This is a genomic window from Paenibacillus sp. ALJ109b (assembly GCF_010747435.1).
Classification (GTDB): Bacteria; Bacillota; Bacilli; order Paenibacillales; family Paenibacillaceae; genus Paenibacillus; species Paenibacillus taichungensis.
In genome coordinates this window covers 67,551-82,302 of record NZ_JAAIFP010000033.1, presented here as the reverse complement: position 1 = coordinate 82,302, position 14,752 = coordinate 67,551, and the positions used below count along the sequence as shown (strand labels likewise).

Annotated in this window: 17 protein-coding genes and 1 pseudogene; 9 read left to right on the top strand and 9 right to left on the bottom strand. The window is 45.5% G+C overall.

Annotated features, from left to right (window positions below):
- Positions 1-2: 2 nt before the first annotated feature.
- Together spoVAD and spoVAC are read right to left on the bottom strand one after the other, a co-directional pair.
- Complete coding sequence (gene spoVAD / locus G3352_RS27355) at positions 3-1,019, bottom strand: stage V sporulation protein AD (RefSeq protein WP_076288049.1); 1,017 nt, start codon at positions 1,017-1,019, stop codon at positions 3-5.
- Positions 1,016-1,519 (bottom strand): stage V sporulation protein AC, encoded by a 504-nt coding sequence (gene spoVAC, locus G3352_RS27350; protein ID WP_240343247.1) that lies wholly within the window; start codon positions 1,517-1,519, stop codon positions 1,016-1,018. Before spoVAC ends, spoVAD begins: the two co-directional genes overlap by 4 nt.
- A 615-nt stretch (positions 1,520-2,134) precedes the next feature.
- Here spoVAC and G3352_RS27345 point away from each other — a divergent pair.
- The 3 genes from G3352_RS27345 to G3352_RS31520 all read left to right on the top strand — a co-directional run bounded on the left by G3352_RS27345 (position 2,135) and on the right by G3352_RS31520 (position 3,867).
- The gene (locus G3352_RS27345; protein ID WP_163761267.1) at positions 2,135-3,208 is read left to right on the top strand and encodes a M42 family metallopeptidase; all 1,074 of its coding nucleotides are present in this window, start codon (positions 2,135-2,137) and stop codon (positions 3,206-3,208) included.
- Positions 3,209-3,410: 202 nt separating this feature from the next.
- The gene (locus G3352_RS27340) at positions 3,411-3,728 is read left to right on the top strand and encodes a hypothetical protein (protein ID WP_163761266.1); all 318 of its coding nucleotides are present in this window, start codon (positions 3,411-3,413) and stop codon (positions 3,726-3,728) included.
- Positions 3,729-3,744: 16 nt separating this feature from the next.
- The gene (locus tag G3352_RS31520; protein WP_275898463.1) at positions 3,745-3,867 is read left to right on the top strand and encodes a hypothetical protein; all 123 of its coding nucleotides are present in this window, start codon (positions 3,745-3,747) and stop codon (positions 3,865-3,867) included.
- Between the two features lie 78 nt (positions 3,868-3,945).
- On the opposite strand, the gene G3352_RS27335 is transcribed toward G3352_RS31520, so the two are convergent.
- Positions 3,946-4,653 (bottom strand): metal-dependent hydrolase, encoded by a 708-nt coding sequence (locus tag G3352_RS27335; protein ID WP_163761265.1) that lies wholly within the window; start codon positions 4,651-4,653, stop codon positions 3,946-3,948.
- A 287-nt stretch (positions 4,654-4,940) separates the two neighbouring features.
- On the opposite strand from G3352_RS27335, the gene nirB reads away from it, so the two are divergent.
- The 4 genes from nirB (at position 4,941) to G3352_RS27315 (ending at position 9,422) form a co-directional block, all read left to right on the top strand.
- The gene (nirB, locus tag G3352_RS27330) at positions 4,941-7,370 is read left to right on the top strand and encodes a nitrite reductase large subunit NirB (RefSeq protein WP_163761264.1); all 2,430 of its coding nucleotides are present in this window, start codon (positions 4,941-4,943) and stop codon (positions 7,368-7,370) included.
- Positions 7,371-7,440: 70 nt separating this feature from the next.
- On the top strand, positions 7,441-7,767 hold the full coding sequence (gene nirD / locus G3352_RS27325) for a nitrite reductase small subunit NirD (RefSeq protein ID WP_076288043.1): 327 nt from the start codon (positions 7,441-7,443) through the stop codon (positions 7,765-7,767).
- A 54-nt stretch (positions 7,768-7,821) separates the two neighbouring features.
- Positions 7,822-8,604: a formate/nitrite transporter family protein gene (locus tag G3352_RS27320; RefSeq protein WP_163761263.1), complete on the top strand. Its 783-nt coding sequence runs from the start codon at positions 7,822-7,824 to the stop codon at positions 8,602-8,604.
- A gap of 188 nt (positions 8,605-8,792) precedes the next feature.
- Positions 8,793-9,422, top strand: coding sequence for a YfbR-like 5'-deoxynucleotidase (locus G3352_RS27315; RefSeq protein ID WP_163761262.1), 630 nt, complete (start codon positions 8,793-8,795; stop codon positions 9,420-9,422).
- A gap of 52 nt (positions 9,423-9,474) precedes the next feature.
- Here the strand turns inward: G3352_RS27315 and G3352_RS27310 are convergent, their stop codons facing one another.
- Positions 9,475-9,702 (bottom strand): helix-turn-helix domain-containing protein, encoded by a 228-nt coding sequence (locus G3352_RS27310; protein ID WP_256716752.1) that lies wholly within the window; start codon positions 9,700-9,702, stop codon positions 9,475-9,477.
- A gap of 76 nt (positions 9,703-9,778) precedes the next feature.
- Between G3352_RS27310 and G3352_RS27305 the strand changes: the two genes are divergently transcribed.
- Positions 9,779-10,204: an Rrf2 family transcriptional regulator gene (locus G3352_RS27305; RefSeq protein WP_063567255.1), complete on the top strand. Its 426-nt coding sequence runs from the start codon at positions 9,779-9,781 to the stop codon at positions 10,202-10,204.
- Positions 10,205-10,343: 139 nt separating this feature from the next.
- A complete protein-coding gene (locus tag G3352_RS27300) occupies positions 10,344-11,201 on the top strand; it encodes an SDR family oxidoreductase (RefSeq protein WP_163761261.1) in 858 nt (285 codons plus the stop codon).
- A gap of 193 nt (positions 11,202-11,394) precedes the next feature.
- On the opposite strand, the gene G3352_RS27295 is transcribed toward G3352_RS27300, so the two are convergent.
- The 5 genes and pseudogenes from G3352_RS27295 to G3352_RS27275 all read right to left on the bottom strand — a co-directional run.
- Positions 11,395-11,931 carry an RNA 2'-phosphotransferase gene (locus G3352_RS27295; RefSeq protein WP_163761260.1) on the bottom strand — a complete coding sequence of 179 codons (537 nt, stop codon included), beginning with the start codon at positions 11,929-11,931 and terminating at the stop codon, positions 11,395-11,397.
- Positions 11,932-12,014: 83 nt separating this feature from the next.
- Positions 12,015-12,458, bottom strand: coding sequence for an Imm48 family immunity protein (gene imm48, locus G3352_RS27290; protein ID WP_163761259.1), 444 nt, complete (start codon positions 12,456-12,458; stop codon positions 12,015-12,017).
- Between the two features lie 141 nt (positions 12,459-12,599).
- Entirely contained in the window at positions 12,600-13,502 is a 903-nt protein-coding gene (locus G3352_RS27285) for a nucleotidyl transferase AbiEii/AbiGii toxin family protein (RefSeq protein ID WP_345940813.1), read from the bottom strand.
- A 42-nt stretch (positions 13,503-13,544) separates the two neighbouring features.
- Positions 13,545-14,126 carry a hypothetical protein gene (locus tag G3352_RS27280; RefSeq protein ID WP_163761257.1) on the bottom strand — a complete coding sequence of 194 codons (582 nt, stop codon included), beginning with the start codon at positions 14,124-14,126 and terminating at the stop codon, positions 13,545-13,547.
- A gap of 217 nt (positions 14,127-14,343) precedes the next feature.
- A pseudogene (locus G3352_RS27275) lies at positions 14,344-14,625 on the bottom strand (RHS repeat-associated core domain-containing protein); the annotation flags it as partial.
- Positions 14,626-14,752: the final 127 nt, after the last annotated feature.

The window sequence follows — 14,752 nt, the reverse complement described above, 5'->3', positions numbered from 1 at the left end:
CTTTAACCCTCCTTTTCTATGGCTACGGCATGCGCAATACAAGGAATGCTCTCACCCTGCTGATATGAAAGTGGAGACAACAGTGCACCAGTAGCGACCACCAATACCTTATTGAGTTCACCCTTTTGCATCCGGTTCAAAATATGACCGTAAGTAACGGTCGCTGAACATCCACAGCCACTTCCTCCAGCCACAACCTGAGGCTGCTTTTCCAGGTTATATATCATCAGGCCACAATCATTGAAGACCGTTTGTTCCATTGGAACACCTTCTTTATGCAAAAGCTCTTTAACAATGGGTAATCCAACCGAAGCAAGATCACCCGTAACGATCAGATCATAATAACCCGGTTCCAGACCTGTATCCCGGAAATGCGAAACAATGGTATCTGCTGCCGCAGGAGCCATCGCAGCTCCCATGTTAAAGGGATCTTTGATACCCATATCCATAATTCGGCCAATTGTCGCTTTGGTAACTACCGGGCCTTCACCAGTACGTGAGACTACACCACAGCCAGAACCTGTGACTGTATACTGCGCATATGGCGGCTTCTGGGAACCATACTCTGTTGGATACCGAAATTGCTTTTCCACCGTACAGTTGTGACTCACCGTACCTGCCAGTACATAATCCCCTGCACCCGAATCCACAATGAGTGAGGCTAAAGCCAACGTTTCCATAGAAGTTGAACAAGCACCAAATACCCCCAGATAAGGTACACCCAGCTTACGGGCCGAAAAGGAACTACTGATAATCTGGTTCATCAGATCCCCGCCAACAAAGAACTGCAGCTCTTCCTTCGTGATATTCGCATTGATTAATGCCATTTGAGAAGCCTGTTCGAGAAGCTTGCGCTCTGCTTTTTCCCAAGTCTTCTCTCCAATCTCCAAATTGTCATATACATAATCGAAATCAGATACCAAAGGCCCTTGGCCTTCATCTGGCCCAACGACTGCTGATTTGCCAATAATCCGTGGACGGTTCTCAAATTGCCAGGTTTGTTGGCCCAAGCGTTTCATAAATGTCCTCCTCCAAAGCCGAGAATGGCGTATACGATTCCCACGATAAAGGCAGCAACAACACCAAACACGATGACCGAGCCTGCCAGTTTGAACATGTTGGCACCAACCCCAAGCACCAGTCCCTCGGCACGATGCTCCAGTGCTGCCGAGCACATCGAGTTGGCAAATCCCGTGACAGGTACAGCCGTCCCTGCACCAGCCCATTGCGCCATTTTATCGTAGACACCGAGACAAGTCAGGATGACTGAAATAAGGATCATGACCGCAACGGTTGGACTGGCAGCTTCCTTTGATGTCATGTCAAACCCGGCTATAAACGCTTCCTGGATAGCCTGTCCAATGACACAAATCAATCCGCCAACGAGGAATGCCTTAAAACAGTTCGCCCAGATTGGACGGGCAGGCTCATGTTTTTTGGCGACTTTTTTATATTCCTGTTCACTGATGGACAGGGATGATGATGATTTTTTACTGCTACCCTTAGTTTGAGCTGGCAAGATACTGAACCTCCTTGTAATGAAAATGAGCCAACAGATGTGACTGCAAGTACTGTGTGTAATCCTGTATTCATTGTTTGTTAAGGTTGGGAAAGTTATGTATCCGGCGAAAGACAGCATTTGTTTCCAGCACGATGAAGCTGCTGAATCAGATGAGTCGCTGAGCGTCGGATCAGAGGTCTGGTGAAATTTATAAATAAAGCAGAATGATTACGAGCAAAATAAAAAGGACGATACAAAGCATGGTTTCATTGCCTTCATCGGGTGGCTTCATCTATTGTCCCAGCTCCTTCCTTTTGTCAGGCAAGTGAAATTAGTATCTAATTAAATACCTCATGGAGATAGGTTAAGCACAATGGTTCCTCACTCTATGCATATTCAATGTTGCTGCTTGTCGACTGTGTTTGGTGCAGATTTAATGACCCTATGAATCATCAAACGATCAGGCATTTATGCCTGAAATACGTGACATAGCCATGGACAATTACTTTCGCAAGGTTCATACTGTAGTGTGACCAGTGGTTAAATAAAACGTTCTTCTCTTTCGAAGGACAACAGTCCGGCAGCCGTTCTGCTGAGACCTGATCTACATACAAGCAGAGGAGTTGTCGACACATGAATCAAAAAACGTTGGAAATGTTTCGGACGTTAACGGAATTCCCTTCCGTTTCAGGGTTTGAACGCGAGCTTCGCGGATGGATGAAAGAACAAATGTCTGCTTATACGGATGAATTTGTCCAGGATCGCCTGGGTAGCCTTTTTGGTGTATTGCGAGGAGAAGTGTCTGGACCCAAAGTCATGGTTGCAGGTCACTTCGACGAAGTTGGCTTCATGACCACAGGCATTACGGAAACAGGCATGATCAAATTCCGCCCACTCGGTGGATGGTGGAGTCAAGCTGTATTGTCCCAACGTCTGGAACTCATCACTCCGGATCGCCGGATTCCAGGGGTTGTCGGTTCAACACCTACTCATCTTCTCGATGAATCCCAGCGCAACAAACCGGTTGATCTTAACCATATGTACTTGGATATTGGTGCAGATAACCGTGCAGAAGCAGAGTCGTGGGGCATTCACCCAGGCATGCAGATCGTGCCGATCTGTGAGTTCACACCGATGGCTAATCCGAAGAAAATTATGGCAAAAGCATGGGATAACCGTTACGGCGTAGGCCTTGCACTTGAGCTGATTGAAGCATTGCATAAGGAAAAATTGCCAAATACCCTCTATTGCGGTGCAACAGTCCAAGAAGAATTGGGGCTACGCGGTGCACGCACGGCGGCCAATCTGATTGAACCGGATATTTTCTTTGCACTGGACTGCAGTGCTGCGAATGATATGACAGGAGACAAACAGTCATTCGGACATATTGGACAAGGCGCTTTACTGCGTATCTTCGACCCGGGTATGTTCACCCATCGCGGTATTGTTGAATATGTTCAGGACACAGCATCATCCAATCAGATCAAAATGCAATATTTCATCTCCCCTGGTGGTACGGATGCCGGAGCGGTACATTTGAGCGGTATCGGTGTACCTTCCACGGTAATTGGCATCTGCGCCCGCTACATTCATACTTCTTCTTCCATTATTCATACGGATGACTATGATGCGGCAAAAGAGTTGCTCGTGAAGTTGGTAAAGGGTCTGGATCAGACTACACTGAACACAATTATCGGAAACGCGTAACTTTAGATTCAAAGCAGAATCTTGAGCTACATTTGCTTCATTGCTTAACTTCATTTAAATTAATAAGTTCAAGAGATATCCTGGTCATCAGGGTGTCTCTTTTTTTGGTGCAACTAGTTTAATAGCTAGAACATTTATAGAAAAGATACATAAGATACAACAACGGAAGAAGCACTAAACACCAAGCAGTGGGGGACCTGTTATGGCAGTGGGAAGGAATGGAAAATCAAATAAAGGTTCCAAAAAAACAAATGCTGCAAATACCCTTCTCAACGGCAACCTAAAAGGAAAAAACCTGGAAATTATCGTTGCAGCATTGCTCGTAAGCGGTAAATTAAGAGTGGATGCCGTTACGTTGTTTCGAGAAGCCACACTTGTCGTTGAGCTAGTTGGACAGTATAAAACACTTAAAAATATTACACCGTCGAATGCAGATAAATTAGTCCAATTTCTTGACGAAATCGGCGACGTGACTCTGGATGATGTTATACGGGCTTTTCAGAAAAGAATAAATTCCTGAATGGAATGAGGTTGGAATGATGTCTGATTTTGACGGCACGGGCTTCGCCGAACTGCTAATTGTAGTCATTCTTGTTGTGTTGTTTGTATTTGGTTCTACAGATATTGATGGACTGACCGATTCACCATCGTCGTCCTAATCAATAGGCTATCATTAATTAAAGAAATAACTACAAAACGCCAGTCCCATAGTTGTGGACTGGCGTTTTTTTTTGAAATTACAGAAATAAAGGGGAGAATGCAATCCAGGCCACAATAAGAGCCAGCACAATGCACACATTTTCCACAACGGCCCCATGTTTCGTGCCCGTACTCATGAGATTAATCCTTATACGCCACTTAAGTGGTGGCAGTGGACGAATGCCGCGATTCGTCAACGAATCTGCCAATAGATGCATGACATAGGCTGTACCTCCGGCTACCCAGATCTCTGGCCCCTGCAAATGAGTTGTACTGTAGAGCAACCCAGTCCATACGGCGGTTCCATATAATGTGTGTGTCAATCCCCTGTGGGTTAACGTGGTACAGAGCATTAACAGACTGCCAGCAATTAGATTCCATGGTGCGAAGGCATGCCCATAGAATACAAGTCCCAATCCGATTGCAAACATCAACACTTTGCGCAGAGAACGCGACGGCAGGAATGATACCATCGCAATCAAAATGGCGAGCAGCAGATTCCATGGTTTCGCCTGAACATAGAAGTACACAAATACAGCGACAGGCAGCAGGATTGTCTGTAACAGCCGAATGAGGCTGTTCGGCAATGCTTTGGATACCAATAGCGAATTCGGCTCATCAATGTCTGGCAGCAGCGAACCGATCAGAGCCACGGTAACCGCCGGTGCAGTCACAGGCATACCGGCCAATTGCAGAACAGAGAGGGATACAGTGGTCCCGATAATCAGGTGGGATCTTCCCATCATGGTGCAAAAACTTCCTTTCGAAGAAATAGGGAACATAAACCGTCCACTCCAGATTTTACAACGAAAACTATATAAGAACAATAGTTCGCATTTCTTATTTCAATTATATTCTTCCTCCATCGAATACTCCTGCGCACCTTTACTATAGATATTCTGAACAAGCCTGCTTTATTATCATTATTAGTGAAATTAATCACATATAATGTCAACATTGAACGGTATGATTTAAATATAATCCACTAAAAATGCTGGTAACGTAAAGTGTCCACTAAAGGAGGCATACAACCATGAACGGAAATAAAGAAAAACTGGTTATCATCGGTAATGGTATGGCAGGCATAAGTACAGTTGAACAAATTTTGAAATTGAGTTCAAAGTTTGAAATTACCGTCTTTGGCACAGAGCCCTATCCCAATTACAATCGGATAATGCTGTCCTATGTATTGGAAGGAAGCAAAACAGTTGATGATATTGTGCTCAATGATCTGCATTGGTATGAGGATTATGGTATCACCCTCCATACGGGTACAACCATAACACGGATTGATTCCAAGAGCCATGAAGTTGTAACTGCGGAAGGCTTACGCTTCCCTTACGATAAAGTCATCATCGCAACCGGCTCCAGCTCTTTCATTCTTCCTGTACCGGGTCATGACAAACAAGGAGTAGTTGGCTTCAGGGATATAGCGGATTGTAACGTCATGCTGGAAGCAGCGAAACAATATAAAAAAGCGGCTGTCATTGGAGGAGGTCTTCTCGGCCTCGAAGCTGCCAAAGGCTTGGTCCAGCTCGGCATGGAAGTTACAGTCGTGCATCTGATGGAGGATTTGATGGAACGCCAGCTTGACCCTCAGGCGTCCGCGATGTTAAAAGCCGAACTTGAGCGTCAGGGCATCCGGTTCAAGATGGGCACACAAACCGCAGAGCTTCTTGGTGGCGAACGGGTAGAAGGTATTCGTTTTGCGGACGATTCCGTGCTGAACACCGATTTTGTTGTCATGGCCGTAGGCATCAAACCCAATACGGGTGTAGCCCGGGAAAGTGGCCTGGAAGTTAACCGCGGCATTGTAGTGGATGACTATATGCAGACGTCACTAAATAACGTGTATTCCGTCGGAGAATGTACCGAACATCGCGGTGTATGCTACGGCCTCGTTGCCCCACTATTTGAACAGGGCATGATTCTGGCCAAACATATATGCGGTGTTGATACAGCTCCCTATGAAGGTTCTGTGGTATCCACTAAATTGAAAATTTCGGGCGTAGACGTCTTTTCAACCGGTGAATTTATCGACAGTCCCGAACATACGGTCATTGCACATAAAGACGACTGGAAACGCACATACAAAAAAATTCTGCTTCGGGATAATATCATAGTTGGCGCTGTACTTTTTGGTGATATTACGGATTCTGCCGAATTACAGAAATTGATTAAACAACAGGCTGAGATGACAGATGAACTGTATGCTTCACTGATGGGTACAGGCTGCGGTGGGCACAAAAAAGCCACATCCGTGGAAACCATGGCTGAAGACGAAATTGTCTGTGGATGTAACGGAGTAACCAAAGGAACCATTGTCGATGCCATTACGAATGAGGGATTGACCAGCGTAGACGAAATAAAAGCCTGTACGGGTGCAACCCGCTCTTGTGGCGGCTGTAAACCGGTTGTTGAACAGATTTTGCAATATGTGCTTGGAGACAACTTTACAGCGGGTGCCAAACAGGGAATCTGCGCTTGCACCTTCCTCAGCCGGGATGAGATCGTATCGGAGATTAGACAAAAAGGATTGCAAACGACCAAAGAGGTCATGCATGTTCTGGGTTGGAATCAACCCGAAGGGTGTTCCAAATGCCGCCCGGCCATTAACTATTACCTTGGTATGATTGCACCAGATACTCATGTGGATGAAAAGGAATCCCGTTTTGTCAACGAACGTATGAATGCCAATATTCAAAAAGACGGCACGTATACGGTGGTACCGCGCATGTATGGCGGCGTCACAACGCCGGAAGACTTGAAACGCATTGCCGACATTTCCGTCAAATACGATGTAAAAGCCGTCAAAGTGACTGGAGGTCAGCGGCTGGACCTGATTGGAGTCAAAAAAGAAGATCTGCCCAAAGTCTGGGCTGAATTGGATATGCCTTCAGGCTATGCATACGCCAAATCGCTGCGTACAGTCAAAACATGTGTCGGCTCACAATTTTGCCGCTTCGGCACGCAGGATTCCATGGCGATGGGTGCTCTGCTAGAACGCAAGTTCGAACGTCTCGATCTACCTGCCAAGTTCAAATATGCCGTAAACGGTTGCCCTCGTAACTGTGCAGAGTCGTGTACAAAAGATATCGGAATCGTGGGCAATGACGGCGGCTGGGAAATATTTATTGGAGGCAATGGCGGCATCAAGGCCAGACTGGCTGACTCTCTGTGCAAGGTGAAGACCGATGAAGAACTAGTTGAGCTTTGTGGAGCGATCATGCAGCATTATCGGGAGACAGCCAACTACCTGGAGCGGACTTCCGAATGGGTGGAACGTGTTGGGCTGGAGCAGATTCGGGCCGTTGTTGTCGAAGACGTAAAAGAGCGCAAGGCGCTTATGGAACGAATCGAATTCGCTCTTGAGCAAGTGGAAGATCCTTGGAAAAAAGCACTGCGTAACGAGGAAGGCCAGAACAAACTTTTCCATGGCATAGAAGTTTCTGCTCGACCGTAGTCCTCTGTCTCTGCCATTATGATATATATTGACCCTGTAACGTAAATGTGATAATGAAGGAGATGTTCATATGACAACACAGCAATCGGCCATCTACTATCCTGCCGGAGAGATCGAAGAATTTCTGCCGCAGATAGGTAGAGTGGTTGAGATCAAAGACCATGAACTAGCTGTATTTCGCACCTCAGATGGCACCATCTTTGCTGCAGAAAATAGAAATCCTCATCCCAAGGGTGGACCGCTGGCGGAAGGGATTGTCTCCGGGTATTATCTGTACGATCCACTGTATGATTGGAAAATCGACCTAAACACAGGTCTTGTGCAGGCCCCCGATCAGGGACAAGTGCAGATGTATCCCGTGAAGGTCGAGAACGGACAGGTCTGGGTCGCTTTATAGCAATATAAGATTTTCACTGTCAACGACAGATGCACCATAATGGGGGAAATCGTCATGTATACATCAAATGTTGAAGGAATTATTGAAGCAGCGGTTAAAAAACGAGATCAAATGAACGCAAGCCTGCCACGTTACATGGTTGCCGCTTTGATGGCTGGCGCATATGTAGGCCTTGGCATCATTCTGATATTCAGTATCGGTGCCCCACTGCTTGCTGCTCAGTCCCCACTGCAGATGATGCTGATGGGCATGTCTTTTGGACTGGCCCTCACACTCGTCATCTTTGCTGGATCGGAGCTGTTTACTGGTAACAATATGTTCTTTACAATGAGCACACTAGCTGGTCGGACTACTATTCGGGATACTCTCAAAAACTGGGGACTCGTCTTCCTTGGCAATCTGATCGGTGCCGTTCTGCTCAGTCTGCTTATTGTGGGCAGCGGTCTCTTCAAGACTGCGACACAGGAACATCTGCTTTTTGTCGTTTCTGCCAAAAAGATGGCTGCTCCCGTTAGTGAACTTTTCTTCCGTGGCATCCTCTGTAACTGGCTGGTCTGTCTAGCGATCTGGATGGCGGCCCGTTCAAAAGAAGATATTGCCAAACTCGTCCTCATCTGGTGGTGTCTGTACGCCTTTATTGCGAGTGGATATGAACACAGCGTCGCCAATATGACTTTGCTCTCCTTGTCCTGGTTGTTGCCAAACCACCCGGAAACAATTACTCTGGCAGGCTGGATGCATAACATGATTCCGGTCACGCTCGGTAATATTATCGGCGGTGCGCTGTTTGTAGGTATGGCGTACTGGTTTGTTTCGCCCGTGAGGAAGAAAGGCTAGCCCAATTCCCATCTTCTCAACAAAAGCTATCACGTTCTCTCATTCTACATTCGGGAGGACATGATGGTTTTTTGCTATTTAGCGATTCGACTTCTACTTTACCTTCGGCTGTATCAGGGTTAATCTGTAGTTGACATAATCAAGTTATAATTAGTGCATACTTATAACTAAAAAGGATGATTGCACACATGGGAATTCATACGTACTTTAGATCACTCAACGATCTCGAACGCATTATTCGTACCCCGGGAAAATTCAAGTTCGAGGAACACAGCGTATCCGCCCACTCCTGGAAAGTCGTGCAGTATGCCAAAACACTCGCCGATATTGAGGAACAGCATGGGGTCGCCATCGATTGGAAGAAGCTCTATGAGATCACCAGCAGTCATGATTATGGCGAAATTTTCATCGGTGATATCAAAACGCCGGTTAAACATTATTCACTGGAGCTTCGTTCGATGCTGCAGCAGGTAGAAGAAGGCATGGTTGAGCATTTTATTAACGAAAATATTCCTGAAGAGTTCCAGCCTATTTTCCGCAGACAGCTGCGTGAAGGCAAAGATAACTCAGTCGAAGGACTTATTCTGGAAGTGGCCGACAAAATGGATCAAGTGTACGAAGCGTTTGCTGAACTGCAACGTGGCAATACAGAAAAGGAATTTATCGTGATGTACCGATATGCCCTGATCAAAATCAAGAATATTGACCTCCACTGTGTACACTATTTCCTCGAATATATTCTCCCCGACATCATTGAGGAAGGCAACCGGTCGCCATTTGATATCCGTCAAATCACGGAAGATGCTTTGTCACAATAATTAGCTCCAGTCATCGTGGTTCTTCAAGAGCCATGGACAGGGCTTTTTTTCGTTATTGTAACCTTTGGCGATACTCGCTCGGATACAGTCCCGTCTTGTTTTTGAAAATACGGCTAAAATAATGGGAATCACTATATCCCACCGCTTTACCTACTGTCTTGATATCCATATCTTCAAAGGCCGCGAGCATGCGCTTTGCTTCGTTGATTCGAAGCCCAGTCATGTATTTGAGCGGGGTTTCACCCGTCACCTTTTTGAAACACTTCCCCAGGTAATCCACACTTGGCTACTTCAAAATCTCTCATTGACATCGAGTTAATTTGTAACTATTATAGTTACAATGGTGGTGATTATCCATGAAACAAATCAGCAGCCGCTTTTCCATTGCGGTTCATACGTTGTCCCTGGTCGCTGTTGTGCCCAATGAGTGCACGGGAGATTTTATCGCCAAAAGCGTGAATACCAATCCCGTCATTATTCGGCGCATTATGTCCAAGCTGAAACAGGCCGGCCTGATTGAGGTCAGACCCGGTGTTGGCGGTGCTTCTTTGTTAAAGGACCCCGCGGACATTACCCTTTTGGATATATATCGTGCACTTGAGGTTGTGGAGGATGGCGAGTTGTTTAACTTCCACAAGCATCCGAACCCAAATTGTCCGGTTGGCAGCATGATCGAACAAACCTTGCGTGCCGAACTTATTGAGGCTCAGCTAGCTATGGAGCAGCGTTTGAAACGTGTAACGATACAACAGATGATGGATCAGGTTCACGTCTCTGAATAAAAAAAAGCTCATTACGAGCTTTTTTTAAACCTTTCGTTGTAATCACACCTGTTATAACACATACGATTACATCCATTCATGTAGATTGACATTTCACATTAGTGTCGACACAAAACATACCTTATAGGAGGAAAATACAATGAAAATTTTAGTTACTGGAGCAACAGGTCACTTGGGTTCACTGGTCGTAGAAGCACTGTTACAAACGGTATCTGCTGGGGATTTGGCTGTAAGTGTACGCAACCCGGAGAAAGCGGAAGCATTGCGCGCTCAAGGTGTTGACGTTCGTCAAGGTGATTTCGATCAACCGGAAACGCTGGAAAAAGCATTTGCAGGCGTGGATCGGCTGCTGCTGATCTCCACAGACGGTGACAATGAAACCCGTATTCGCCAACATCAAGCTGCAGTAGACGCTGCCAAAAAGGCAAGCGTTGGATTCATTGCTTATACCAGCGTTGTGAATGCGGAGAAAAACAGCCTTTCACTGGCTGAAGTACATCGTGCCACAGAACAGGCTATCCGCGAATCCGGCATTCCTTATGCCTTCCTGCGCAACAACTGGTACCTGGAAAATGAAGCAGGCAGCGTTCAAGCAGCTACCCAGGGCGCACCTTGGGTGCATGCAACTAACGCCAGCCAAGTGGGCTGGGCTACTCGCAGTGATTATGCGCATGCTGCCGCTGCAGTACTGACAGGTGAGGGACATGAGAATTCAGTATATGAGTTGTCTGGTAAACTTCGTACTCAAGCTGAGCTTGCAGCCATCGTTGGGGAAGTGCTTGGACAGGATATCAACGTGCAAAACGTGGATGATGCTGCTTACGCTGACATTATGAAAGGTGCAGGTCTGCCTGACTTTGTAGTCTCCATGCTCGTTGATATGCAAAGTGCCATCCGTGAAGGCGCACTGGCTGTAGAGAGCGATACATTGGAAAAATTGCTTGGCCGTTCAGCTCAACCATTGAGTGAGGGTGTAAAAGCAATTGTAGGCAAGTAAGTCTAAATAGAAGATAATAGAGTGGGAATCACAAAGGGACACACCAATGAATGTTGGATGTGTCCCTTTTGGTGTTATAAAACAATCTTTAAAACGATATAGCAGTTAATCGGATAACTGTACATTGAACCGGTCCGATTGCGACTTGAATTCTCGATTTAGATATCGGTAGTCTCAATAACCGTTACATCGATTATTGCTCGATATATCGTGCCGGAATGTGATCGGCCAGCCAAATATTTTCGTTTCCATGATAGAAAAGAATTCCGTCCTTGAACGCTTGAGCCGCATTAATTTCCAGTATTACCGGCCGGTCATCACGTCTTCGTCCCACCTGTTTGGCGGTGTCCATATCTGCGGACAGATGAACATACTGCCTCTGCCGAGGCTGCAAACCTTGCTCCATAATGGAAGCAACCGACCGCAGTGGCGTGCCATGATAGAGTATCTCCGGTGGATCGGCAGGTGTTTTGGATATCTTTTGCGGAGTCGAATGACCATATAATGCCCGGATGCGGCCAGAACAGATTTCATGTCTCTTTTTCTCAGAAGCTTGAATCATCTGCTCCAGATCCGCCTCCGTGACGTCCTTCCACTGTGGACTCTCATGTAAAGCCACCAGCAATTGCGGAATCTCCACCCAACCCTCTTCGTCCAGCTCCAGCTCATACTCCCAAGGGGCGTGACGCAAGGCGTAGGAAAGTTCCTTGCTTAATTTCATCAGATCCATTGCGATCATCTCCCAATAAGTTAACAATTCATTAGACATATACTGTCTGTACCACTACATGAAAGGGTGAACGCTCTGCTTCTTCAGGTTCTCTCCGGTTGTACCGCCGCTAAAATCTCCTGAATGTTACGGCTCAACCCTTCATCATCTTCCTGATTAAACTGGCGGTGTCCATCGATCCCACGATGAATAATCGTGTTCATCACCGGATGAACTTCCCGGTCGGAAGCCACCCGGATCAGATCATCGGCAAAATCTACAGCCTGCTGCTCACTATAGTTAAACGGTTTAATCAGCATACGGATGCTCAGTGCATGAGCCTGTGGCTCCGCCAGCTGATCCCGATGAGTGATGCCATATACCGCACCAAATCCAAAAGCAGCAATTACCTGACGCTCCAGTTCCGTTGTCTGTTCCAAAGGCGTACCGATCAGTTCACATATTTTGCCCACCATCTGCTCCAACTCTGAAGCCGCCGCAGCCAAAATCACGTCGTTAATATCGTCAGCGTTGATAAAATCAGTCATATTGTAATTCTCCATTTCTGAGCCGTATTGAATCCATTCTCTCAGACTCTATGAGAACATTGTATCGGAGATAGGGTGTTCCTTTCAAATTCATCTACGGTTAGACAAACAATGATTCAGCTTACTTGTAAATGAGAAGCTCTATTTGTGCGTAGTACAACTTGGTAAATGATCATACGCGTAACTATTAATCCCGGCGAGATTCATCGTTTTGCGGAGCTCCGAAACAAACTCCATAAAGTACACTTCAGGACTGCGACTTCCGGCATAATATTGCAGGTCATAATCGTAATTTAACCTCGAATACACATCATGCAGATCGTTAACCAGTACCTTTTTCATATCCTCTCTTGTAATTGCTGGATCCATATTGCACTCATTGACCAGGGTCTGTAGTGTCTCCTGCAGAGCCTGTTGATCGTATGACGGGTTAGACAACAGATGCTGCAAATCATACAAGTCTTTGAATCGGGGCCTCACTATCGTTTGATGCAGCTTCCAAGCGATTTGAATGGAGAGTGGCACGGTGTGAGGAACGACAAAAGCTTCTCCAACCATAGGTTGGTACGATAGAGCGATAGACTTCTCATTCAATTCGAGGTTAAAGGATATATCAAGATGCAGCTCATCCTCATCTTCATACTCATTTTCGCTCCTTGGTTCACTATCAATATAAAAGGCAAGCTCCGTGTTCACCGTTGGAAAATCATCCGCCATCGCGTAGTCAATTCTGCGCCAGAAGGCATTCTCACTAAAGCTTCGGAATACGATACCGTCATTCAGGTCCATCTCCGTTACCCGGATCATCCAGTCTGTAAATATTTCATTGGCCTGGTCCTCGGTCTCAATTCGACCTAAATACAAAAAGTCGATATCATCAACATAACGAACATTGGGATTCTCCAAATACTGTCTTGTCAATAAGCTTCCTTTTAATACAAATGGACTATTCACCAGAGAAGCACGCTTCAATAGAGCTTCTAACACAACAATGAATCTCTCATCCTCATTCAAGCTATGTACTTGTACATTTTTCCCAGACACCTGTTCTCCTCCTCTATTCATCTCATCGTACTCAACATTCAGTTAGATCCATCCACGATCCAGTTCTTCCCGACTGTCATAGATGCACAGTTCATATTGCTGTTTTAACAGTTCGATTTTGTTCTGCTGTAAGATATTATGTATCTTCTCTACTCTGCTGTAGAATTTTTCAGAACTATTGTATTCTCTGACCGTAACAAATCTAATTTTCCCATTCGCATTCAGCGAGTTCCGTGAGATATGCCCACCATCGCCTTCACATAGCTCCTTTAATCTTTCTACATCATCCACCTGTACTTTGCCATGCCATTCAAAATACGGGGTAGAATGCGCAACTATTCGCTGATGAAAATACTTCTCTTCCTTCGCTGGAACCTCTACCTTTGTTCGTACAACTGTAAAGTCGTTACCTTGGAACCTTGTGACCAACTGTTTAATGATGCTGTTCACTTCATCAAAATCAGTACTATGTATTAAGCCCGTAATCATTGGCTGATGGATGTATTCACCATGATCCAGCTCGATCATAACCGGTTTAACTTGCTCCACCTGACACAGTTCAATAAAGCTTTCCTTCTCTTCAAACGTTAAATCATTCACTGTAATATGAAACTCAAATTCCATTTGCTCACTCCCTGTCATTTCTCTATGATGCTATATGTAATTGTTTTTTGTCATCGAAGTTTCTGAATAACCTTCTAAATTATTCATCGGTTTCCTGTTTTATATTGTTCAGCTATTTTCATAATCTTAATTATATTAAGTCATCACAACATAGAACTTCGTATATTCTTTATTCAAGTGTTGGCACTCCGTAGTATAGAATTTTTGGAGACAAAAACTAACTTGCCGTCTTGCATTTCTCCCGTATATTAGAAACGGCTTGCTTCCCCTTTACCTCACACATATACCCACTCGGGTCTACATATCGGATCGGGTTGTTAGCCACATAAGCATATAAGTTCAGACCGTCTCTACGATACGTGTCTTCCTGCGTGAACCGAGCAATCAGCGGGTTATAAAACCGGGCGCGCAGGTAGTAATGTCCTGTCAGCGCATCCTGCATTTCTCCCGCATAACGGAACGAATTTCCGCGTTGCTCTCTTGCAGAAAGCATGTTCCCGAAGGCGTTGTACGTGTATGTATTTGGGTTCTATCTCTTTTATCCTGTTCGTTGCGGCTCAATTTAAAGCAATAATGAGAGCTTAGAAGGTAAGTGTAATTCTACTCCCTAAGCTCTTATTATTGTT

Coding starts and splice junctions, on each gene's coding strand:
- spoVAD (WP_076288049.1), bottom strand. CDS start 1,019: ATGAAACGCTTGGGCCAACAAACCTGGCAATTTGAGAACCGTCCACGG.
- G3352_RS27340 (WP_163761266.1), top strand. CDS start 3,411: ATGGCAGTGGGAAGGAATGGAAAATCAAATAAAGGTTCCAAAAAAACA.
- G3352_RS27345 (WP_163761267.1), top strand. CDS start 2,135: ATGAATCAAAAAACGTTGGAAATGTTTCGGACGTTAACGGAATTCCCT.
- imm48 (WP_163761259.1), bottom strand. CDS start 12,458: ATGACTGATTTTATCAACGCTGACGATATTAACGACGTGATTTTGGCT.
- G3352_RS27305 (WP_063567255.1), top strand. CDS start 9,779: ATGAAACAAATCAGCAGCCGCTTTTCCATTGCGGTTCATACGTTGTCC.
- G3352_RS27320 (WP_163761263.1), top strand. CDS start 7,822: ATGTATACATCAAATGTTGAAGGAATTATTGAAGCAGCGGTTAAAAAA.
- G3352_RS27315 (WP_163761262.1), top strand. CDS start 8,793: ATGGGAATTCATACGTACTTTAGATCACTCAACGATCTCGAACGCATT.
- nirD (WP_076288043.1), top strand. CDS start 7,441: ATGACAACACAGCAATCGGCCATCTACTATCCTGCCGGAGAGATCGAA.
- G3352_RS31520 (WP_275898463.1), top strand. CDS start 3,745: ATGATGTCTGATTTTGACGGCACGGGCTTCGCCGAACTGCTAATTGTA.
- G3352_RS27300 (WP_163761261.1), top strand. CDS start 10,344: ATGAAAATTTTAGTTACTGGAGCAACAGGTCACTTGGGTTCACTGGTC.
- G3352_RS27280 (WP_163761257.1), bottom strand. CDS start 14,126: ATGGAATTTGAGTTTCATATTACAGTGAATGATTTAACGTTTGAAGAG.
- nirB (WP_163761264.1), top strand. CDS start 4,941: ATGAACGGAAATAAAGAAAAACTGGTTATCATCGGTAATGGTATGGCA.
- G3352_RS27295 (WP_163761260.1), bottom strand. CDS start 11,931: ATGGATCTGATGAAATTAAGCAAGGAACTTTCCTACGCCTTGCGTCAC.
- G3352_RS27335 (WP_163761265.1), bottom strand. CDS start 4,653: ATGATGGGAAGATCCCACCTGATTATCGGGACCACTGTATCCCTCTCT.